This window comes from Gemelliphila asaccharolytica (assembly GCF_001553005.1).
In the GTDB taxonomy this organism is placed as follows: Bacteria; Bacillota; Bacilli; order Staphylococcales; family Gemellaceae; genus Gemelliphila; species Gemelliphila asaccharolytica.
Genome location: NZ_KQ959872.1, coordinates 1 through 22855, shown reverse-complemented (window position 1 = coordinate 22855; position 22855 = coordinate 1). Strand labels below are relative to the sequence as shown.

At 24.0% G+C, this 22855-nt stretch carries 25 protein-coding genes and 1 tRNA gene; 17 read left to right on the top strand and 9 right to left on the bottom strand.

What is annotated here, in order from left to right:
- Nucleotides 1-176 precede the first annotated feature (176 nt).
- A tRNA-Leu gene (locus tag HMPREF1871_RS02840) sits at nt 177-260 on the bottom strand.
- Nucleotides 261-428: 168 nt separating this feature from the next.
- Between HMPREF1871_RS02840 and spxA the strand changes: the two genes are divergently transcribed.
- The 6 genes from spxA to HMPREF1871_RS02810 all read left to right on the top strand — a co-directional run bounded on the left by spxA (nt 429) and on the right by HMPREF1871_RS02810 (nt 3940).
- Nucleotides 429-815, top strand: a complete 387-nt coding sequence (spxA, locus tag HMPREF1871_RS02835; protein ID WP_066129843.1) for a transcriptional regulator SpxA — start codon at nt 429-431, stop codon at nt 813-815.
- Between the two features lie 65 nt (nt 816-880).
- Complete coding sequence (locus HMPREF1871_RS02830) at nt 881-1762, top strand: CvfB family protein (protein WP_066129832.1); 882 nt, start codon at nt 881-883, stop codon at nt 1760-1762.
- The gene (locus HMPREF1871_RS02825) at nt 1759-2040 is read left to right on the top strand and encodes a hypothetical protein (RefSeq protein ID WP_066129829.1); all 282 of its coding nucleotides are present in this window, start codon (nt 1759-1761) and stop codon (nt 2038-2040) included. The genes HMPREF1871_RS02830 and HMPREF1871_RS02825 overlap by 4 nt, the downstream gene beginning before the upstream one ends.
- Nucleotides 2040-2957, top strand: coding sequence for a ribonuclease Z (rnz, locus tag HMPREF1871_RS02820; RefSeq protein ID WP_066129826.1), 918 nt, complete (start codon nt 2040-2042; stop codon nt 2955-2957). Before HMPREF1871_RS02825 ends, rnz begins: the two co-directional genes overlap by 1 nt.
- Before the next feature lie 4 nt (nt 2958-2961).
- Nucleotides 2962-3522: an NUDIX hydrolase gene (locus tag HMPREF1871_RS02815; protein ID WP_066129823.1), complete on the top strand. Its 561-nt coding sequence runs from the start codon at nt 2962-2964 to the stop codon at nt 3520-3522.
- On the top strand, nt 3509-3940 hold the full coding sequence (locus HMPREF1871_RS02810; protein ID WP_066129821.1) for a Fur family transcriptional regulator: 432 nt from the start codon (nt 3509-3511) through the stop codon (nt 3938-3940). The genes HMPREF1871_RS02815 and HMPREF1871_RS02810 overlap by 14 nt, the downstream gene beginning before the upstream one ends.
- A gap of 87 nt (nt 3941-4027) precedes the next feature.
- Here HMPREF1871_RS02810 and radC read toward each other — a convergent pair whose 3' ends face one another.
- From radC to HMPREF1871_RS02795, 3 genes are read right to left on the bottom strand one after another with little or no spacing between them, the layout of a single operon-like run.
- Nucleotides 4028-4798, bottom strand: coding sequence for a RadC family protein (gene radC, locus HMPREF1871_RS02805; protein ID WP_066129818.1), 771 nt, complete (start codon nt 4796-4798; stop codon nt 4028-4030).
- Nucleotides 4786-5502: a prepilin peptidase gene (locus tag HMPREF1871_RS02800; RefSeq protein WP_066129814.1), complete on the bottom strand. Its 717-nt coding sequence runs from the start codon at nt 5500-5502 to the stop codon at nt 4786-4788. The genes radC and HMPREF1871_RS02800 overlap by 13 nt, the downstream gene beginning before the upstream one ends.
- A gap of 24 nt (nt 5503-5526) precedes the next feature.
- Nucleotides 5527-6510 carry a lactonase family protein gene (locus tag HMPREF1871_RS02795; protein WP_066129811.1) on the bottom strand — a complete coding sequence of 328 codons (984 nt, stop codon included), beginning with the start codon at nt 6508-6510 and terminating at the stop codon, nt 5527-5529.
- 92 nt (nt 6511-6602) lie between these two features.
- On the opposite strand from HMPREF1871_RS02795, the gene tadA reads away from it, so the two are divergent.
- The 5 genes from tadA (at nt 6603) to HMPREF1871_RS02770 (ending at nt 10564) form a co-directional block, all read left to right on the top strand.
- A complete protein-coding gene (tadA, locus tag HMPREF1871_RS02790) occupies nt 6603-7067 on the top strand; it encodes a tRNA adenosine(34) deaminase TadA (protein WP_066129809.1) in 465 nt (154 codons plus the stop codon).
- On the top strand, nt 7064-7876 hold the full coding sequence (locus HMPREF1871_RS02785; protein WP_066129806.1) for a methyltransferase domain-containing protein: 813 nt from the start codon (nt 7064-7066) through the stop codon (nt 7874-7876). Before tadA ends, HMPREF1871_RS02785 begins: the two co-directional genes overlap by 4 nt.
- A 2-nt stretch (nt 7877-7878) precedes the next feature.
- Nucleotides 7879-8916, top strand: a complete 1038-nt coding sequence (locus HMPREF1871_RS02780) for a competence protein CoiA (RefSeq protein WP_066129803.1) — start codon at nt 7879-7881, stop codon at nt 8914-8916.
- Between the two features lie 24 nt (nt 8917-8940).
- Nucleotides 8941-9843: a DNA-processing protein DprA gene (locus tag HMPREF1871_RS02775; protein ID WP_066129801.1), complete on the top strand. Its 903-nt coding sequence runs from the start codon at nt 8941-8943 to the stop codon at nt 9841-9843.
- A 154-nt stretch (nt 9844-9997) separates the two neighbouring features.
- Nucleotides 9998-10564, top strand: coding sequence for a GNAT family N-acetyltransferase (locus HMPREF1871_RS02770; RefSeq protein WP_066129797.1), 567 nt, complete (start codon nt 9998-10000; stop codon nt 10562-10564).
- Nucleotides 10565-10645: 81 nt separating this feature from the next.
- Here the strand turns inward: HMPREF1871_RS02770 and HMPREF1871_RS02765 are convergent, their stop codons facing one another.
- The gene (locus tag HMPREF1871_RS02765) at nt 10646-10984 is read right to left on the bottom strand and encodes a carboxymuconolactone decarboxylase family protein (RefSeq protein ID WP_066129794.1); all 339 of its coding nucleotides are present in this window, start codon (nt 10982-10984) and stop codon (nt 10646-10648) included.
- Nucleotides 10985-11307: 323 nt separating this feature from the next.
- Here HMPREF1871_RS02765 and HMPREF1871_RS02760 point away from each other — a divergent pair, with 323 nt between their 5' ends.
- The 4 genes from HMPREF1871_RS02760 to HMPREF1871_RS02745 all read left to right on the top strand — a co-directional run bounded on the left by HMPREF1871_RS02760 (nt 11308) and on the right by HMPREF1871_RS02745 (nt 15699).
- Complete coding sequence (locus HMPREF1871_RS02760; protein WP_066129792.1) at nt 11308-11973, top strand: response regulator transcription factor; 666 nt, start codon at nt 11308-11310, stop codon at nt 11971-11973.
- 10 nt (nt 11974-11983) lie between these two features.
- On the top strand, nt 11984-12892 hold the full coding sequence (locus HMPREF1871_RS02755) for a sensor histidine kinase (RefSeq protein WP_066129790.1): 909 nt from the start codon (nt 11984-11986) through the stop codon (nt 12890-12892).
- An 81-nt stretch (nt 12893-12973) separates the two neighbouring features.
- Entirely contained in the window at nt 12974-13729 is a 756-nt protein-coding gene (locus HMPREF1871_RS02750) for an ABC transporter ATP-binding protein (RefSeq protein ID WP_066129787.1), read from the top strand.
- Nucleotides 13729-15699, top strand: a complete 1971-nt coding sequence (locus HMPREF1871_RS02745) for an FtsX-like permease family protein (RefSeq protein WP_066129784.1) — start codon at nt 13729-13731, stop codon at nt 15697-15699. The genes HMPREF1871_RS02750 and HMPREF1871_RS02745 overlap by 1 nt, the downstream gene beginning before the upstream one ends.
- Nucleotides 15700-15774: 75 nt before the next feature.
- Here the strand turns inward: HMPREF1871_RS02745 and HMPREF1871_RS02740 are convergent, their stop codons facing one another.
- Entirely contained in the window at nt 15775-16635 is an 861-nt protein-coding gene (locus tag HMPREF1871_RS02740) for a YitT family protein (RefSeq protein ID WP_407919978.1), read from the bottom strand.
- A 118-nt stretch (nt 16636-16753) separates the two neighbouring features.
- Nucleotides 16754-17242 (bottom strand): hypothetical protein, encoded by a 489-nt coding sequence (locus HMPREF1871_RS02735; RefSeq protein ID WP_066129781.1) that lies wholly within the window; start codon nt 17240-17242, stop codon nt 16754-16756.
- Nucleotides 17243-17545: 303 nt separating this feature from the next.
- On the opposite strand from HMPREF1871_RS02735, the gene ahpC reads away from it, so the two are divergent.
- Both ahpC and ahpF read left to right on the top strand, forming a co-directional pair.
- Complete coding sequence (gene ahpC, locus HMPREF1871_RS02730; protein WP_066129778.1) at nt 17546-18112, top strand: alkyl hydroperoxide reductase subunit C; 567 nt, start codon at nt 17546-17548, stop codon at nt 18110-18112.
- Nucleotides 18109-19644, top strand: coding sequence for an alkyl hydroperoxide reductase subunit F (gene ahpF, locus HMPREF1871_RS02725; protein ID WP_066129775.1), 1536 nt, complete (start codon nt 18109-18111; stop codon nt 19642-19644). The genes ahpC and ahpF overlap by 4 nt, the downstream gene beginning before the upstream one ends.
- Before the next feature lie 227 nt (nt 19645-19871).
- On the opposite strand, the gene HMPREF1871_RS02720 is transcribed toward ahpF, so the two are convergent.
- Together HMPREF1871_RS02720 and HMPREF1871_RS02715 are read right to left on the bottom strand one after the other, a co-directional pair.
- Nucleotides 19872-20867 carry a D-2-hydroxyacid dehydrogenase gene (locus HMPREF1871_RS02720; protein ID WP_066129772.1) on the bottom strand — a complete coding sequence of 332 codons (996 nt, stop codon included), beginning with the start codon at nt 20865-20867 and terminating at the stop codon, nt 19872-19874.
- Between the two features lie 417 nt (nt 20868-21284).
- Entirely contained in the window at nt 21285-22436 is a 1152-nt protein-coding gene (locus HMPREF1871_RS02715) for a BaiN/RdsA family NAD(P)/FAD-dependent oxidoreductase (protein WP_232297352.1), read from the bottom strand.
- Nucleotides 22437-22855: the final 419 nt, after the last annotated feature.

The window sequence follows — 22855 nt, the reverse complement described above, 5'->3', positions numbered from 1 at the left end:
GAAAATAAAATAAAAAAAGTAGATTGATAACAATCTACTTTTTTAATATTCAAAATTTCATCATACATAAAAGTAGTGAAAAAATTTTTTATATTTTAAATACATAAGTAAAATAAAAATTTTTAACAATATGTAAATTTCATAAAAAAAACAAGGAATAACCTTGTTTTAAAATATACCAGTAGTCGGGGTCGAACCGACACGATGTTGCCATCGCTGGATTTTGAGTCCAGTGCGTCTGCCAATTCCGCCATACTGGCAAAATACTAATACCTATTATAACATAAGAATAAAAAAAATCAATAAAAAAATAAATAGATAAAAAAATATTAAAATCTATATTTGATATTGTAAATAAAAATTTACTATAGTATAATAAAATATAGGTAAATATAGAAGCAATTCTTATGAGGGGGTGATTTGTGTTGGTGGTTACTTTATTTTCATCTCCCAGTTGTACTTCTTGTAGAAAAGCAAAATCGTGGTTAGAAAATCACAATATAGAATATGAAGAAAGAAATATTTTTTCAGAACCATTAACAATAAAAGAAATTCAACGAATATTATCAATTACAGAACAAGGTACTGAAGATATAATTTCTTTCAGATCTAAAACTTTCCAAAAATTAAATATTAATTTAGATGAATTATCAATGAAAAATTTATATAAAATTATTCAAGACAATCCAGGAATGTTAAAAAGACCTATTTTAATTGATGACAAACGATTACAAGTTGGATATAATGTGGATGAGATAAGAAGATTTCTTCCTAGAGAAGTAAGGGAAAATCAGTTGAACCAGATACAATATTAATTTAGTATAAAATTTAGAATAAAGGGTTGATATCTAACAACTCTTTTATTTATTAAAGGGGAATAATGGACAAAAAAAATAAATTTATAACAGGAGAAATACACTTTTTAAAATTAGTAGAAAAAAATTCTTCATCGTTTTTATTTAAAAATGAGGAAGGAGAAGAATTTACTTGCAATATATCTGATATAGATAATGTAGATAATTTTGAAATTTCTCAAGAATATTCAATGTTTATATATCCATCAAGAAGTGGTAAAATGTTTGCAACGCCAAAACTTCCTGCTGTAACATATGGAGAATATGATTTTAGTAAAGTAGTAAGAGTAAGTGAAGAAGGTGTTGGACTAGATATAGGATTTTCAAGAGATATACTTCTTTTAAGGGAAGATTTACCAAAGGTAAGAAGTCTTTGGCCTAAAGAAGGAGATAATTTATTTATAACCTTACGAAGAGATTACAATGGACAATTATTTGCTAGAATAGCAACAGAGAAAATAGTAGAAAGTCTTTACGAAAAAGCAGATAAAGATTTATTTAACAAAGAAATAGAAGCTTATCCTTATAGAGTTATGAAAGTAGGAACATTTTTACTTTCAAAAGAAGGTTATAAGATATTTGTACATGAATCAGAAAGAAAGAAAGAGCCACGCTTAGGGGAGCTTGTAAAGGTTAGAATAATAAAAGTTAAATCTGATGGACAACTAAATGGATCATTTTTGTCTAGAGCATATGAAAGGATAGACGAAGATGCAGAAATAGTGTTACAATATATAAAAAATAATAATGGATATTGTGAATACACAGATAAAAGCAATCCAAAACAAATAAGAGAAATATTTGATATGAGTAAAGGCGACTTTAAAAAAGCAGTAGGAAGATTATTTAAAAATAAAAAAATAACTATAGAATTAGACGGTCTTTATATAAGAAGGGGGCAAAAATGAAAAAACAAAAATTAGATAAAAATATTTTATTGGGTGGAGTTATTATAGACAATAAAGATTATCAAGTAGTTCACCTTAATTTAAAAAAAGGCAATCAAACAGATGACTATAGTAATGAACATAATATAGTTATTTTGAATGTAAATGGTAAAATATCAGTAAAAACAGAAGATGAAATAGAAAACTTAGAAGAGTTTGAAATACTAGAAATAGAAAAAAATAAAAAACACATTATAACGTGTGTAGAAGATAGTCAAGTAGTGATATTTAAGATATAATGAAAATTCAGTTTTTAGGTACGGGAGCAGGAGTTCCATCAAAACATAGAAATACACAAAGTATAGTTTTAAATTTTATGGATGAGATAAAAGAATGTTTTATGATAGATTGTGGAGAAGGTACACAACATAAAATGATGTATACTAATTTAAAACCAGCGAAGATAACCAAAATATTTATAAGTCATCTTCATGGCGACCATATTCTAGGATTAATAGGATTTTTGTCATCAAGGAATTTTTTACTAAATAAGGAAAAAAAAGATATATATATATTTGGACCAAAAGGAATAAAAGAATATGTAACATTTAATTTAAAAATATCATCTACAGTCTTAAATTATAATATACATTATAAAGAATTTTCAAAAAGTAATGAAATTCTATATGACGATAAAAATATAAATATAGAATCTTTTAAATTAATACATGGAATAGAAAGTTATGCTTTCAAATTAAACTTTAAAGATAAAAAAGGAACTTTAAATGTAGAAAAATTAAAAGAAATAGGAATAAAGCCTGGTAAAATATGCAGAGAAATAAAAGAAAAAGATTTTTTTGAATTTAATGGAAAAAAATATATTTCTAGCAAATTTTTAGGAGAAGATAAAAAAGGGAAAAAAATAGTTATTATATCTGATACATTATACTTTTCTAAATTAAAAGATTTTATAAAAGACGTAGATGTATTAGTATCAGAATGTACATATTTATATCCTGATGAAAAAATTTTAGCAAAAAATCATATGCATATGAATATAGAAGATATTAATAATCTGACACAGGGAGAAAAAATAGATAAAATTTATCTAACTCATATAAGTTCAAGATATGATAAAAAAGAAATAGAAGACATAAAAAAAAGTTTGAAAAATAATATAAATTTAGTAAATGATATGGAAGAATACGAGTTGTAATAATATGAAAGATTTAGAAGAAAAAACAATAACTAAAGAAAAAATTTACTGTGGTAAAGTTATAAATTTAGAAGTTCATGAAGTATTATTGCCAGATAAAACAAAATCTACAAGAGAGATATTAAAACATAATGGAGCAGTAGCAATTTTAGCATTAACAAAAAAAAATGAAGTGCTTTTTGTTCAGCAGTATAGAAAGGCTATAGAACAAGTAACTTTAGAAATTCCAGCAGGAAAAATAGATAAAGATGAAGAAAGAGAAAAAGCAGCTATTAGGGAATTAAAAGAAGAAACTGGCTATAGTGTAAAAAGGGAAGATTTAAAAAAAATTTGTGACACTCATGTAGCTTTAGGATATAGTTCAGAGATGATAACTATTTATTTTGTAAAAGATTTAGAAATCGAAAGCAAAGAAGAATTATCACTAGATGATGATGAATTTTTAAATTTAAAAAAAATAGAAATTAATCAAGTTTTCAATAAATTAGATAATAATAAATTTACAGATAGTAAAACAATAATAGCATTACAATGGTTAAGAGGGCAAATGAATGGACATATATAATGAAATAGTAAAAACACTGCAAAATTCACCTTATAAATTAACACCGCAAAGAGAAACAATAATAAAAATTTTAGTAGACCAAAAAGAAGAACATCTAAGTTCAGAAGAATTATACTTTATAGTAAAAGAAATTAACCCTGAAATAGGTCTTGCTACAGTATATAGAACATTAGATACTTTTTATGATTTAGGAATACTAGAAAAGGTAACTTTTGGTAACGGTATAGCTAAATATCATTTAAAACAAAAAATAACGCCTGGAATGCATCATCATTTAATATGTACTAAGTGTCATAATATAAAAACTGTAAAAAATCCAATTTTTAACGAATTAATTAAATATGTTGATAAAGAGTATGATTTTGAAACTCAAGATGACACAATAGCAATATATGGCATTTGCAAAAGTTGCAAATAAAAAATATAAGTAAATAGATTTAAACCTCCTAAGTTTATTATAATGAAACTTAAGAGGCTTTTTTTAATATTTTATAATTTTAAGAAATTAGTATTTTTCAATTAAATTATATTTTTTTATAATATAATTTACTGTTTCTACATTTAAATTTTTGCTATTTAGGTTATTTTCTTTTAAAATTTTTAAAAACTTTAAGATACTACAAAACCCTTCTTTAGCAATAACAATATGATCCAAAAAGGTTATTCCTAAAAGATTAGAAGCTTCTATTAATGATTTTGTACTTTGTATGTCTTTGATAGATGGTGTAGCTATACCTGACGGATGATTATGAACACATATTATACTACTAGCAGAGTTTTTAATAGAATTTTTATATATTTCTCTAGGGTGAATTTCACTGCTACTCACTTTTCCTTTAAAAACTTCTCTTTCTTCTATTATTTTTCCTTTAGAATCAATATCTATAGCTAAAAAAATTTCTTGTTTTAAATTTATAAGATTATAACGCAAGTAATTTGCTATTATTGACGGATTTTTACAAGTTATTTTTTCATTTATTTCTTGTTTAAAAACTCTTTTGGCAAACTCAATACTAGCTAATAAGTTTATAGCTTTAACTTTTCCAACTCCATCGTATTTGATAAGTTCGTTTATAGTAGTGTCAGATAAATTTTTTATGCCACCTACATCTTTTAAGATTTTTTCAGCTAGTTTTATTACATTTAATTCTTTTGTTCCTGTCCGTAAGAGGATAGCTAAAAGTTCTTTATCTAAAAGATTTTTGGCTCCATATTTTAATAATTTTTCTCGTGGCCTCTCTTCAATTGCAAAGTCTTTAATTTTTAAATTATCCATGTTATTTCTCCTTGAATTAAAATCACTATATAAGCAAGTGTTATATATGGAGCAAGGGGTATTTTTGTATTTTTTGTTGCTTTTTTTAGTAATAATAATATTAAAACAAAAAACCCTGCTATTATGAAGGTATATAAGAATAAATATATTCCTTTTGATAGAGTTAAGTTAAGTGATAGTATAGAAAATAACTTTATATCACCATAACCTATATTTTTAAGTGTTACTAAATAAATAAGATGATAAAGTAATACCAAGATAAAAGTATTTTTTAAGTTTGAAATATCTTGTTTTAAGAAAAAGTTTATTCCACATAAGAATAATAATATTATTTGTAATTTTTCATTTATTTCATATTTATTTATATCTTCAATAGATATAAATATTAAGATAAGTACTATAAAATAATCTATATAAGATAAGGGTAAAATATTTTTAGTTAATAAATAAAACACAAGGATTATAAAAGAAAATACCTCATAAAGAAAAATGTTTATGTCTATATTTTTTTTACAGTATCTACATTTTCCTTTTAAAAAAATAAAACTTAAAAGAGGTATTAAGTCTAAAGGTTTTAATCTTTGATTACATTTATCACAAGCACTTTTTCTTGTTAAAAAATCTTTATTTATTGGATTAGATATTAAACATTTAATGAAACTGGCCATTATTAAAAATAATAAACATAAAAAAATTGTTTCCATAGATACTCCTAAAATTTTTAAATTTTATATATTATTTATTATATTGACTACTTCAGGAGCAAAAGTATCATTATTTAAAAATAAAAGTTTTCCTTCTTTTTCTATTTTAAAAAGACTTAAATTGTCAGACTCTTGATGTCCTGCTATTAGATATTTTTCATCTTTAGATAGGGTAAAATCTCTTACAACTTTGCCAAATGATGATATTTTTTGTATTAATTCTAGATTCCCCTCACTATCTATTTTAAAGGTAAAGATATAATCATCGCCTCTATTAGAAGCATATAAAAATTTTCCATTTTTTGTAATTTTTATGGCAGAAGCCCATTTTTTTTCATTTTTTTCTGTTAAATTGACTGTATTTATTTTTTTAAAGGTAAGATTTTTTTTATCGAAATCTAATATTTCAATTGTGGAATTTAATTCACATATTAGGTAGCAGATATTTTTTTGCGGATGAAATACTATGTGTCTTGCCCCAGATTTTTCATCTGATTTATACTCGCTTACTTTAGTTAATTCATTTTTTTCAATTTTATATGTTATTATTTTACTTTTACCTAAATCACAAACAAAAAGGCAATCTATATCATCAAAAAATTTACTGTAGTGCATATGAGATATTTTTTCATTATTTTTATTTGATATTTTACTTTTTAATATTATTTTTTTATTTTTTATTTCATATAAACAGATATTTGCTGTATGATAGTTTGCTGTTGCTATTAATTTGTGTTTTTTTGAATAGTCTATATAGCATGGAGTTGAGCTTTCGTGATGATTTTTTGCTAATATTTTTCCATCTTTAAACCAGCTAATTCCTCCCTGATTTTTTTCATTTGAAACAGAAAAAATATTATCTTCAAATTTACAAATATATGTGGGATTATTAACTTCATATTCTAATTTTAAATCGTAGAGTTTTTCTTTTTTTTCGTCTAATTTTATGGAATAGATACCCTTACTTTTTCTTTTTGTATAAGTTCCTAAGTAGAATTTTTCTATCATTTTATTCACCTCAAGTTAATTATAGCATAATAACCTTGCCAACATTTTTTTATTTTGCTACAATTTAAATAATAATGGGTAAGGAAAAAAATATGAATCATAATTATTATATGAAAATAGCATTAGAAGAAGCAAAAAAAGCATATAAAGAAAGAGAAGTACCTATAGGATGTGTTCTTGTTATAGACAATAAAATTGTAGCAAAAGCTCACAATATGAAAGAGGTAACGGGTCAAGCAATTTATCATGCAGAGGTACTAGCAATAAAAAAAGCTTGTGAAAAAATAGGGATTTGGCGTTTAGAGGGGAGTTATTTATATACTACTGTTGAACCTTGTGTTATGTGTAGTGGAGCTATAATTCATTCAAGAGTAGAAAATGTAATTTATGGTACTTGTGATAGCAAAAATGGCTGTCATAAAAGTAAAATAGATTTATTGACAAGTAATTTATTCAACCATAAAGTAAATGTCATCTCGGGTATAATGAAAGAAGAATGTGAAAAAATTTTAAAAGATTTTTTTAAAGAAATTAGAGAAGAAAAAAGAAAAAAATGAAAATAGAAAATGTTATAAAGAAATTTAATAATAATTTAATTTATCTATGTCCCAAATGTAAAAAAAATTCAAAAATATCGGATAAATCATTAATTTGTGAGAATTTTCATGTTTATGATTTTTCTAGTAAGGGATATATTCACTTGATAGAAAATTATAAGGGAAGTAATTATAAAGAAAATCTTTTTGACTCTAGAGAAAGAGTATTTAAAGGTAGATTTTATGACCATATATTAAATGAGCTAAAAAAAGAGTTGAATGGAGATGTAAAAAATGTGTTAGATGTTGGATGTGGGGAAGGATTTTATATTAGGAATTTGAAAGAAACATTTAAAAATACATACTTTTTTGGGCTTGATAATAGTAAGAGTGCTATACATAAAGCTGTAATAAATGATAAAAAAAATCCTTATATATTAGCAAATTTATCTAATTTACCTTTCCAAGATAATAGTGTAGACGTTATTTTAAATATTTTATCACCAGCAAATTATAGTGAGTTTAAAAGAATTTTGACAAATAAAGGTATTGTAATAAAATTAATACCAACTAAAAATTATCTAAAAGAGATAAGAGAAGCATTAGAAATAAAAGATTATGAATCAAAAGATACAATAGATTTATTGACAAAAAACATGAACATAGTTAGAGCAAAAAGAATAAGCAAAGTATTTAATCTAAAAAGAGAGCAAGTTAAAGATTTTCTTTTGATGACACCATTGACTTTTTCTAAGCAAATAAAAGAAAAGTATCTGGATGAAATAAAGAAAATAACTATAGAATTAGATATGATAATACTTAAGAGGTAAGTATGTATATAGCATATGATGAAAATAAAAAAAGTTTTAATTCAATAGATGAAATAATCGCAAAAAATAAAAGATATTTTTGTCCTATATGTAATAGTGAAGTTATTTATAAAAAAGGAGTAAAAATTCAATCTCATTTTGCACATATAAAAAATAGTGCTTGTAGCATAACTAGTTATAAAAGGGAAAGTAAAGAGCATTTAGACGTAAAAAAAAGTCTTTATAATCATTTTAAGCAAAAGTATATAAATGTCCTATTAGAATATATTTTTAAAGTAAATAGCAATATTCAAATAGCAGATATTTATATCAAAGACAAAAATATTGCACTAGAATATCAAAGGTCAATAATTTCACATAAAATATTAAATCAAAGAACCGTAGGTTATAAAGACGCAAATATTAAATTAATATGGTTAATAGATATAAACAAATTTATAAAAATTTTAAGCCTAAGAGAAAATATATATCATATAAGATATGCTCCATTTGTAGAAAATTTTTTTAATTATCAAGAAGGGCATATTTTCTTTTATGGATATGATAGAGAAAAAGAAGCTATTTTATTTTATGAAATATATTCATGTAATTTAAAAAAACATCATGCTTTAGCACTTATAACTAGATATAACTTAAAAGATTTTGATTTTCCTTTAACTTTTACCTTATCCAAGAAAAAATTAGTGACTAAAATATATAAAAGTGATATAGAAAATTATGTTTATGTCCAATTAAAATTTGATAAAACTGTAAAAAATAAATTGTTAAGTTTATTTTATCAAAGTAGGATAAAATTAAATAATATTCCTAATTTGATAGGAAAAAATATAAATGAACAATTATTAATTTCTACACCTCTTTTAATGTGGCAAACAAAAATATATGTAATGCTTCAAAATAATAAAACATATCAGGAAATTTTGGATTATATGTTAAATTATATAAAGGTTATAGATAGTATTTATATAAGTGAAAAAGATAAAGTGAAAATCATAGAAAAAGTTGTAAGAGCTTATTATATGAGATTATCTCAGCCATAAAATACTAAATAAGGAGCTAATAATATGAAAAGAGAAAATATTATAAATGTATCTTTAACTGATGAAGATAAAAAAATAATATTAGCATTAGTAGCAATAGATGATATAACAACATTAAAGATACATAAAGCACTAGAAAAATTGACAGAAATAAGGGATTTAAAGCAATTAAATTTAGAAGAATTTTTAAAGTTATTTGGGGAAAATAAAAAAGAAAGTTACAGAAAATTTAAAAACAATTTGGATTTTAATTTTGAAGAATATTTTAAATTTTATAAAACAAATTATTTATTTTTTGATGATATATATTATCCAAAACAATTATTTAGATTAGTTGATTTTCCCTTTGTTTTATTTTATAGAGGAGATAAAAATCTTTTACTATTTAAAAGAAAAATGTCAATAGTAGGTTCAAGACAAAATACATTTTATTCATTGGAATCATTAAAGAAAATAGTACCTTACTTAGCAAAATATAATTTTTTAGTAGTTAGTGGCCTAGCTTCTGGGGTAGATAGTATAGCTCATAAATTAGCTATAAGAGAAAAAATAAAAACAATTGCTATAATAGCTCATGGTCATAATATAATCTATCCTGAAGAAAATATTAAATTATATAAATTGATGGAAGAAAAACATTTAATAGTTTCAGAATATATGCCAACATCTCAAATAAGAAAATATAGATTTTTAGAGAGAAATAGGATTGTAGCTACGTTAAGTGACGGGTTAATAGTTACGGAAGCGGCTAAAACAAGTGGGACAAGTAGAACTGTAGACTTTGCACTTGATGTAGGTAACTGTGTCTTTTGTCTTCCTGGAAGATTTGGTGATAAAATGAGTTTTGCATTAAATGAACATATAAAAGATGGAGCTATTTTATTAAATAAACTTGAGGATATAAAAAACGAGTATCATTTAAAATGATACATTTTAAAATAATAAATTTTAAAATATTAAACTATAAGTAATTAATAAAATAAAAATAAATTCTATAAGAGATGTCTGATTATCTAACACAAAAATAAAAAAACTTTAAAATTTTATTATAATTAAAGTTAATTTTGAAGTGGAGGGCATTATGATTATAGAAGACATAAGTGAAAAAGACATAGAACAAGCTCTTAGTATATATAATTATTATGTAAAAAATACTGCAATAACATTTGATTATAATATTCAAACCATAGATGATTTTAAAGCGAAAGTAAAAGAAATAAGTAAAAAGTATCCATACCTTGTAGCAAAAGAAAATAATAAGGTCGTAGGATATGCTTATGCAGGTCCATTTGTAGGTAGAGATGCATATAATCACTCTTGTGAATTAACAATTTATTTAGATAATAAAGAAAAAGGAAGAGGAGTAGGTAAAAAATTATATAGTAAAATGGAACAAATTCTAAGGCAGATGGGGATAATGAATTTATACTCATGTATTGCATATCCAGATAAAGATGATGAATATTTAACATCTAATAGTCGTGATTTTCATAAACATTTAGGATTTACCCAAGTAGGATATTTTAATAAGTGCGGATATAAATTTAATAGATTTTATAATATGGTTTGGATGGAAAAAATTATAAAAAATCCAAAAGATAAAGTGAAAGTAATAAGCTATATAGATTTAAAAAATTTAAATAAATAAAAAAAGAGAAGTAATATATTGAATATAGAGCCGAATTTTAATATTCGGCTTTAATATTTAATATATTACTCCTTTTTTATATTATAATTTAGAAATTTGGTCAAAAGCTTCTAAAGCTTTACCACCATAAACAGTAGAAGGACCACCACCCATAAGGATAGCAACAGAAATAACCTCTGAAATTTCTTCTCTAGTAGCTTTAGCTTTAACTAAATTTCTAACATGAGCTTCTATACAGCCTTCGCATCTAACGGCAATAGCAATACCTAAAGAAACAAGTTCTTTTGTTTTAACTGGTAAGGCTCCGTCTTTAAGAACAGTACCAGCAAAAGACATAAAGCCTTTCATTTCTGTAGGGATAGCTTCTGTTAAATTTTTAGTATTGTTAGTAAGATTTTCTAAATTACTAATGTGATCCATATTATACCTCCCATGGATTTTTTAAAAATATTTATATTTAAAGAATAACATATTTAAAAAATCAGTTCAATTAAATCGCATTTCAGGGAACATATTAAATAAAATATTAAAAAAATATAAGTTAAATACAGAAATAACAAAATTTAATATAGAAAAAATAATAATTATAAACAAACCAAAATACACTCAAATAATTTTATAAAAAATAATTTAAACAAACAAATATAAAAATAGCTATTAAAAATATTATATTGTTTTAATATATTTATGGTATTATAAAACAAAAGTAACAAAATACTTATTTAAAATAATAGGAGAAAAAATTGAAAATATTAATTATTGAAGACGATAGAGATATAGTATTATTATTAAGTGATGAATTAAGAAGCTGGGGTTATGAAGCAAGAGGAATAGACAATTTTAATAATATAATACAAGAATATAAAAAATATAAACCAAATTTAATATTAATGGATATTACTCTACCATATTATAATGGGTTTTATTTTACAAAAGAAATAAGAAAAATATCAAATGTGCCAATTATTTTTATTTCATCTCATAATGATTCTATAGAAATAGTTCAAGCTATGCAATTTGGAGCAGATGATTATATAACAAAACCAATAAACATATTTGTAACAAGGGAAAAAATAAAAGCACTTTTAAGAAGAACATATGATTATACTATAGATAATGATAAATTAAGTTATAAAAATTTAATTTTAGATTTAGCTAAGGCAACATTATCAGGAGAAAATTTTTTATTTTCTTTAACAAGAACAGAACTTTTGATTTTAGAAGTATTATTTAAAAATAACAAAATAGCTACAAGAGAAGAGATAATAAATAATTGTTGGCAAGGAGAAAATTATATAGATGATAATACATTAGCTGTAAATATAACAAGAATTAGAAAAAAATTAAAAGACAACGGCATTGTAGATTTAATAAAAACCAAGAAAAAAATAGGATATTACTTAGATTAAAGGAGATATTATGGGAAAAATTATTAATTTTTTAAAAGAAGAAAAAAAAGTCATTTCAAGTTTTTTACTTAATTTTTTTATCTTTTTCATAATATTTTTTTTAGCAAATTTAGAAAAAAAATATTTTTTTTTAGGAATAAAGATACTAACCTTTCTCCTTATAATATATTTATTAATTAACTATTTCAAGTATAATAAAATATTGAGTATAAAAGAACAAAACGCAAGGTTAATAAGAGAAAATAATCAATTAAACGAACAAATAGATGAAGAAAGAAAAGACATACAAGAATATTTTTTACTTTGGGTTCATCAAATTAAAACTCCAATTACAGTTTTGAATTTACTTATAAGGAAAGAAAAATTAGATAGTAAAAAAATTAAAGAACAAATATTTTATATAGAACAGTACACCAATATGGCAATAAGTTATATTAAATTAAGAGATAGAAATAGTGATATGGACATATCTGTAGTTAAATTAGATGACATTATAAAAAAATTATTAAAAAAATATTCAACTATCTTTATAGAAAAACGAATAACTTTAAATTATAACTCGATAGAAAATGAAATTATAAGTGATTCAAAATGGTTATTTATTCTAATAGAACAAATTTTATCTAATTCTTTAAAATATACTAAAAAAGGAAGTATTACAATAAAATATAATGAAAAAGAGAATGCACTTTTAATAATAGATACAGGAATAGGAATAAAAGAAGAAGATATGAAAAAAATTTTTGATTTAGGGTATAGTGGTTTTAATGGAAGAGTTAATGAAAAATCTAGTGGTTTAGGACTTTATTTGGTGAAAAAAATATCTAAAATTTTGGATATAGAAGTAAAAGCAAAATCTACTTTGAACAAAGGAAGTACATTCTATATATATTTCAACTCTAAACTTACAAAAATGTAAGAAAAAAATCAATATTGTAATATTAAATAAATGCTAGCAACATTTTTAAGTATTAAAATTAAATAAAAAAAGGAGAAAAATATGCTAGTATTAGAACTTAAGAATATAAAAAAAGAATATAAAACAAAAAAGGTAACGACAAAAGTATTAAAAGGTATAAATTTATCTGTAGAAAAAGGAGAATTTATTTCTATTATGGGAGAAAGTGGAAGTGGAAAAACAACACTTTTGAACGTAATATCAACTTTGGATAAAGCAAGCAGTGGAAAAGTTACTTTAAATGGGAAAGATATAAATTCAATTAAAGATAAAGAAATATCAAAATTTAGAAGAGAAGAATTAGGATTTGTTTTTCAAGACTTTAATTTATTAAATCAATTTGATAATAAAGATAATATCCTTTTGCCTTTAGTTCTTTCAAATGTAAATTATTCAATAATGACAGAAAGATTAGCTAAACTAAGTGAAAAAGTAGGGATAAAAGAAATATTAGAAAAATATCCCTATGAGATATCAGGAGGACAAAAACAACGTGTAGCTATTACAAGAGCATTGATAACAAATCCCTCATTACTGTTAGCAGATGAACCAACAGGAGCTTTAGATTCATCATCTTCAAATATGATTTTAAATTTATTTGAAGAAATAAATACAAGCGGACAAACCATTTTAATGGTAACTCACTCATTAAAGGCGAGTTCTTATTCAAAAAGAGTTGTATTTATCAAAGATGGGATCTTATATCATGAAATTTATAGAGGGGAAAATGAAAGCAGAGAAGAATTTGAAAAAAGAATTGGAACCTCTCAATTACTATTAAGTAGAGGTGATATATAATGAATTTCAATTTAACAAGAAAATTTGCTTTTAAAAACTTAAATGCTTATAGATTATCAATAATTCCCTTTATAATATCGCAAGGAATAATATTTATTATTTTTAATATTATTGCAGGTTTAATAGACAATGAATATGTAAGAACAAGACATGAATACCTATTAACAATAATAGAATTTGCAATGTATGTAGTAGCCATTTTGGTTTTTATTTTTATAGTTTACAGCACAAACTTCTTAATAAAAAGGAGATATAGGGAATTTTCACTATATTCAGTCTTAGGATTAGAGAAAAAACATATAAGAAGAATTTTATATTTAGAATTTTTTATACTATATTTAATAATTTTAATAATTGCGGTAGTAGGAGGATATATTTTTTCTGAAATAACATTTTTAGGACTTAATAAAATCTTAAAAGATGTTGGTGGAAGAAATTTTAACGTTATTTTTAGTGTTTCTGCTTTAAAGAAAACTTTATTTATGGCAGCTATACTTTATATATTTACTATAATTAAGTTAAGTATTAATATACACTTTTTAAGTCCTATAAAACTTCTTTTTAAATCTAAAAAGTCAGAGGGAGAACCTAAGTCAAGATATATATTAATGATAATAGGAGTTCTATTTTTAGTTTATGGATATTATGAACTTATAACAGTAAAAACTGCATTATCGGCTCTTGTTAGTTTTTTTAAGGCTGGAATTATTATAATAATTGCAACTTATTTGCTTTATATATCTTTTACTGTAATATTTTTAAAATATAAAAAGAAAAGAAAAAGTTATTATAAGCAAGAAAAATTTTTATCTATAAGTGGCCTTTTATATAGAATAAAAAGTAATGCTGTTTCCCTTGCTAGTATTTCAATTTTATCAGCAGGAATAATGATGTCATTAATAGGGACAATTTCAATATATTGTGGTATAGAAAATTCGGCAAAAAATATAATTTCTAGAGAATATGAAATAGCTAAACCTATCTTAGATAGTAAAGATTATAATAATGAAACTAAAAAAATTAAAGAATTTATTTATAGTACAGTTGATGACAAAAATAAAATTAAAAATATTTTTTCAAGTTATCAGGTAATGGTTCCATTTGAAAAAGAAGGAAATGAATTTAAGAAAACAGGTAATGATATAAATTTAAGCAAATTCCCTTATTTTTTAATATTAAGAAATCTAGACGGCTATAATGCTATGTTTAACAAAAATATAACTTTAGAAGAAAACGAAGTTTTACTAACTGCAAATCAAAAAATAGGAGATATTAGGGAACTTAAGATAGGAGATAAAATTTTTAAAGTAAGACAGATAGAAAACATTGTGCCATCAAATTATGCAGTAGAAACCTTTTTAATTGTTGCAAAAGACCTTGAAACTATTGATTATATATCAAAAACATTAACAGTTATTAATCCAAAAACAGAAAAAGAGTTTGAATATCCTGCAATAACAAGCGTTAGTTTTGATACCGATAATGTGAAAAATAAAGAATATGTAGAAACTTTAAAAAATAAGGCTAAAGATAAAGGATATGAAGTTGAAGTAAAAAGCGAACGTATAGATGCAATATATGAGCTTAATGGTGGATTTTTATTTTTAGGGGCTATATTTACTATAATATTTACAATTTTTATAATTCTTATAACTTATTATAAAAAATTAGCAGAAGCATATGAGGATAGAGATAAATATGATATTATGAGAAAATTAGGAATAACAGATAGTTTAATTAAAAAGACTACATCAAGTCAAATAGCATTTTTATTCTTTTCTCCTATAGTAGTTGCTATTGTTCATTGTATTGTAACTTCAAGGCTCATTTATAATTTACTTTTATTATTTGCTTTTAATAATTTAACTGTTTATATTATTATTTTTATATCTATAATTGCGTTTTTTATGGTAATATATTTTATAATATATAAATTAACATCTAAAGTATATTTAAAAATTATAGGATAAAATATCATATATAATAAAAAATCTTTCATCAGAATTTAATTTATGATGAAAGGTTTTTTTAGTTTATAAAATTATTTAATGAATGTCTTTTTTCTTGAAGTTGCCTCCACTAACTTCAGCAATATTACCTATAGAAAGAAAAGCATTTTTATCATTTGATACCACTATATTTTTCAAGAGTGATTCCTCAATACGAGTGATAACACAATAGATAACTTTTGTATCTTCACCACTATATCCACCTTCAGCGTGTAAAAGGGTAACGCCTCTTCCTAATTTAGTTTGAATATCGCGAGAAATGTTTTCATATTCTTTTGTAATTATCATAATTGATTTAGAATCATTAAGTCCTTCTATGACTATATCCATTACTTTTGCAGCTATAAAATAACTTATCATAGAGTATAGTGCTGACTCCCAGCTAAAAATAAATCCTGATATTATAAATATCACAATGTTAATAGAAAGAACCATTTCACCAACAGATATAGGTAAATTTTTTGTGACAAATATAGAAAACATCTCACTACCGTCAAGAGTACCGCCGTTTCTAATTACAAGTCCAACTCCTATTCCTAGAATAATTCCTCCGAAAATACAAGCTAAAAATGGGTCTGTAACAAGGGGAGGAAATGGGTGAAATATAAGTGTCATAATGGAAAGAATAATAATTCCAAATATTGAAGAAATAGTGAATCCTTTTCCAATTTGTTTATATCCAAGATATAAGAAAGGGATATTAAATAAAACAATAAAAGCTCCTAAAGGTATATTAAGGTAATGCTGGAATATCATAGAAATACCTATAACTCCACCGTCTAAAATTTTATTAGGAATTAAGAAAAATTCTAGACCTGCTGCAAAAATAATTGATCCAATAATTATGATTATATAATTTTTTATGTAATTTAGTTTTTGATAAATTGTTACTCTCAATAAAAATCCCCCTTTTTAAAAATATTTATAACATTAATTTTTCCAAAACAAAGTTAATTAATTATTATTAAGAAAAAAATTAAGATAGCAAGATAGCAATAATTATAAAAATTTAAAATTATTTTTTTCTTTTTAAATTAAATTCTTTTTCCATATATATATCTACACATTTTAGCAAATCTTCATTTTTGTCGAAAGAACAATTGCCATAATTTTCATGTTTTCCCTGATTATTCCAAGAAGCTACATAAGGTAAGTAATTACTAGCTTTATCTCCTTTTTCAATAGTAAAGTACGCTATTTTTTCATAATTATTATCATAAAAAATATAGGAACAGTAACAAAGAGGTTCTACTTCTGGAGTTGGGAAACTTACTTTTATCAAGGTAACAAAGTCAGTAACTTTTCCAATTTCAACTTTATAATCTTCTTTTTTATAGATATTTTTTATATTTTTTTCACTGAAAAGTTTATCAATAATATTAAAAATAGCAGTGTTGTTTTTAATAATAACGTCTATAAATTGTTTTTTTCTAGCAAAAAAATAATTTGGTAATAATCTATGTTCATGCATATATCTTATATCGGCTATTGTATCATTTATCATTATTTTAAATCCTTACTTATTTAATACTTTAATTGTAACAGATTAAGTGAGTATAAGCTAGTTTCAAATTTTAAAAGATAGATATTATAAGTAGTTTATAATTAATTGAAGAAAATAAGTTATATTATTATATATTTAAAATATTTGTAATTACTGATTTAAAAGCATTTTTCATAAAAATAAAAAAGGATTTTTTTGAGTGCAATTATTTGATTTTTATATTAACTTATTATAAGATTAACTTGATAAAAATAATGAAATTTTATCAATAAAAACAATACAGAAATTTAGGAGGAAAAAAATATGTCATTAGTAAGTAAAGAGATCTTAGCTTTTAATGCTAAAGCTTATGATCCACAAAAAGAAGAATTTGTAGATGTATCAAATGAAGATTTTAAAGGAGCATGGAGTGTACTTTGTTTTTACCCTGCCGATTTTACATTTGTTTGTCCGACAGAACTTGAAGATTTACAAGAACAATCAGATAAATTAAAAGAATTGGGTGTTAATATCTATTCATGTTCAACAGATACTCATTTTGTACACAAAGCATGGCATGATCATTCAGAAGCTATTTCAAAAATAACATATAAAATGATAGGAGATCCAAGTCATTTAATATCTAATAATTTTGAAGTTCTTGATGAAAATGGTCTTGCTCAAAGAGCTACATTTATTATAGATCCAGATGGAGTTGTTCAAGCATTTGAAATTAATGCTGACGGAATAGGAAGAGATGCTTCTGTTTTAATAGATAAAATAAAAGCTGCACAATATGTAAGAGCAAATCCAGGGGAAGCTTGTCCTGCAAAATGGAAAGAAACAGGCGAAACACTTACACCAGGTTTAGACTTAGTAGGTAAAATATAATGCTGACAAATGAATTACAACAACAGTTTAAAGCATATTCAAATTATATAGAAAGCACTCTTGTTTTGAAATATAGTGTGGGAGAAGATGATAATAGTAAAAAAATGGAAGAATTTTTAAAAACTATATCTTCTCTTACAGAAAAAATAACTATAGAAAAAGTAGATTTACCTCTAACTCCTTCTTTTACAATAGTGAAAGGAAATAAAGAAGTAGGAGTGACATATGCGGGAATACCATTAGGTCATGAATTTGAATCTTTTGTTCTTAGTTTGATACAAGCATCTGGAAGAAAACCAAAATTAAAAGATGAAGATATAGAAAGAATTAAAGCTATTGAAGAAAAAATTGATTTTAAAACAATAGTATCACTTTCTTGTCATAACTGTCCTGATGTTGTTCAAACACTTAATGCTATGGCAATACTAAATGATAACATAACTCATACTATGATTGATGGAGCATTTTATGAAGATTTAGTAAAAGAAAATAATGTTATGGCAGTTCCTTTTGTATTTAAAAATGGGGAAAATTTCCATGGTGGAAGAATTAAGTTCAATGAATTATTGGATAAAGTTATTGGAAGTAAAAAATTAGTTAATGCAAAAGAAAAAGGTGTTTTTGACACACTTGTAATTGGTGGAGGACCATCAAGTGGTGCTGCAGCAATTTATGCTAAAAGAAAAGGGATAAAAACAGGTATTGTTTGTAGTGAATTTGGAGGCCAAGTTAACGAAACTTTAGGTATTGAAAATATAATTGGTACTAAGTATACAGAAGGTCCAAAATTTATGCAAAGTGTCAAAGAACACGTAGAACAATATGGTGTTGATATAATGGAAGGATTTATGGCTACTGATTTTGAAAAATTAGAAGATGGTAATTTTTCAGTAACTTTAGACAGCGATGAAAAACTTTTAACAAAAACACTGATAATTTCTACTGGAGCTAGATGGCGACTTTTAAATATTCCAGGAGAGAAAGAATTTAAAAATAAAGGTGTAGCATATTGCCCTCATTGTGATGGACCGTTATTTAAAGATAAAAAAGTTGCAGTTATTGGTGGAGGAAACTCTGGAGTAGAGGCAGCTATAGATCTTGCAAATTTAGCAAAAAATGTAGTAGTAATAGAATTTGCAGATACATTAAAAGCTGATCAAGTATTGCAAGATAAACTAAAAAGTTTAGAAAATGTTGAAGTTATAACAAGTGCTATGACTACATCAATAGATGGAAAAGATAGTGTAGAATCCTTAACTTATGTAGATAGAAAAACAGACCAAAAACATACTATAGACCTTCAAGGAGTGTTTATATTAGTTGGTCTTGTTCCTAATACTGAGTGGATAGGAGAAAAATTAGAAAAAACAAAAATAGGAGAGATAATAACTAAAAAAGATCAATCTACAAATATAGAAGGAGTATTTGCTTCTGGTGATTGTAGTGATCAAACTTATAAACAAATAGTTATCTCTATAGGAAGCGGAGCAACAGCAGCTTTATCAGCATTTAATTATTTAATGAGAAAATAAAATTTTAATATATTAATCTAGAAAATCTATTTGAAAATAACTTTTAGATTTTCTAGATTTTTTTAATTTGTATAAAATATACTTATAAGTAATTTTTTAATAAATTAGTTAAAAAGAGAAAAATTAAATAATTTTTTAATAACTTTTTTATAAAGAAAATATAAATTAACTTACACATAAAAAAATAACTATTATTAAAATGAGTTTAATAATAGTTATTTTTATAATTAATTAACTCTTAAAGAAGTGTTGCCTGTTTCTATAACTTCTTTTGTAGCGTTCAACGCATGGAAAATCATATTTTTTACAGATTCATCAGTGTAATAAGCTATATGAGGAGTATAACTAACTTTAGGATGATGTAATAATTTAATGAAAGTTTTATCTGTAATAGGAGTATCACTATAATTATTTTTTACATATTCAAATTCATTTTCATAAGTGTCTAAAGCGGCAAAAGAGATATGGCCATTATCTAGCGAATTAAGTAATGCCTCTGTATCTACTAATACACCACGAGCTGCATTAATTATGATAGCATCTTTTTTGCATAATTTTAATGTGTTTTCATTTAGAATATGGTAGTTATCTTCTGTAGCAGGCATATGTAAAGATATAATATCAGCTTCTTTTATAGCATCTTCGACGGTATCTTTATAAACTAATATATCTTTTATTTTATCATTTTTATATACATCAAATCCAATTACTTTGCATCCTAATCCATGAAATAGGTGAGCTGTAGCTTGTCCTATTCGACCTGTTCCGAGTATTGCAACAGTTTTATCTCCAATTCTTCTTCCTCTAATACTCATAGTTTCTCTAAAATCATGATTTTTTGAATTTTTATAGACTGTATATAAATTTCTGATACCGTTAATAGCTTGTCCAACAGTATATTCTGCTATAGACTCAGGAGAATAAGCAGGAACATTTGAAATTATTATGTTATTTTTTGTAGCTAATTTTAGATTGTAAGGGTCAAATCCCGCCATTCTTTGAGCTATATTTTTTATACCAAAAGAATTTAATTTTTCATATACACTATCATCTAATCTAGTATATTGATAAGTGCTAACTCCGTCATAACCTTTACATCTATCAGCCGTATTGTCCATTAATATTTCATTATCTAAAAATAGCTCTATATTATTATCTTTTCCCCAAGCTATAGCTAAATCTTTTTCTTGTTCGCTCACGCCATACATATAAATTTTTTTCATAATAAATCTCCTTTAAAATATATTTCGATTAGATTAAATATATTAAATATTTCATATCTAACTTGATTATAATTTTATACCTGTAAACGCATAAAGTCAATTAATTAAACTGGATAATTAGAAATGAAAAGATTTCTTTATAAATGAAAATATTTCATAGTTGTGAAAATATTTCATAGTTATAAAAATTTTTCCTAATTAAAAAATAAAAAATATTTTGTTTTAAATACTATTATTAATATAAAGATTATGCTGCTAAAAAATGTTTTATTTTTAAGGAGGTTAATTTTTGTTTTTAATTTATAGTTTTTGATACTTTTTAGATGCAAAAGCAGGTTAGAAAGCAAGTTATAAAAATAAAAAATCATAATAAATCAATAAAATTTTTATTATATTTTATTGTTTATTATAATTTTTTTAAATAATATTATCAGCAATAATCATCGCACTAATCCATGCTATAGTGAGGTTAAATCCTCCTATTTCTCCATGTAAATCTAAAAGTTCTCCTGCAAAATAGAGATTTTTTATTTTTTTATGGCTAAGAGTAGTATTGTTTATTTCTTTTAAATTTACACCTCCAGCAGTAACAAATGCTTTTTCAATAGGTAGTGTTTTTACATTTTTCAAGCTATAACGTTTTATTTTTTCTGAAATGAATTTTCTTATATTTTTTTTAGAAGGGTTATTTTTTGGGAAATCTTCCATTATAAATTTATAAAAACTCTTTGGAAAGCTGTTTTGAAGATATTTATGATTATTGAAAAGATTTAGAAATAATTTTTCTTCTGTTATATCTGGCAAAAAATCAATAAAAAATTCTGTATTATTTTCTCTTGCGACAAATTCTCCAATACCGATAGCACAAGGTCCGCTAATTCCTTTGTGTGTGAAAAGAATATCTCCTATTGAATAATGATTTTTATTAAAAATTTTTACATTTTGGATAGAAACTCCAGAAAGAGAGGAGAAATCAGGAAAAACTAAAGGAACTTCACTTGGATATGTTTTTGTTATAGAAATATTATGCTTTTTCAAAATGTTGTGCATACTGCCGTCACTTCCGCTTTTTGGAAAACTTTTACCTCCTGTGCATAGGACAATTTTTTCCCCATAATATTTGTTTTCTCCGCAAACTACTCCTATTAGTTTTAATTTATCAAAGATAAGGTCAGTAACTTTTGAATTTTTTTTAAGGACAATATTTTCTATATTAAACATATTAACAACATCTATAGATTTTTCACTTTTAGGATAAAGTCGCATATTCTCTTCTTTTAAGGCTAGGTTATTGTTTTCAAAGAATTTTTTCAAATCATATTTTAAAAAAGCTCCTCTTAGGAATCTTCCGTTATAGATTTTTTCTTCTAATTCTTTTTCTTTATAACTCGAAATCACGTTACATCTGCCATTTCCTGTCATTAGTAATTTAGTGGCTATTCTTTTTGTAGATTCTAGTAAAAGAATAGATAAATTTTTGTTATTGAGAAGATGAGCTAACATAAGACCGCTACTGCCTCCTCCAACTATAATAATATCGTATTTTTTGTTAGTAATATTAGTATTCAAATAAGCCTCCAATTTATCGAAACTGTTATCAAACAATATTAATTCTCAATAAGAAAAAATAAACAATAAAAAATAACAATAAAAATTTATTGTAATATTTGTCTTTTTAAAAACGTAATTCAGATATACAACAGAATATTAATTGAAACCTATTATCAATATAAAAACTGTAAATAACGGCTTTAATCTGTTTAATACTGTAATAAAAAAACTGTTTTAAGAAAAATAATTTCTTTCAAAAACATAAAAATAAAAATATTAATAATTCAATTTAAATTAATAAAACAGATGTATAACAGATATTTACAAAGGCATACTAAAGTGGTAATATATCTTTGTAAAGGTAAGACAACTATTAGATAACAGTTAAAATTTCCTACCAATATTTTAAATTGTATTCTTAAATTTGTCTACCATAA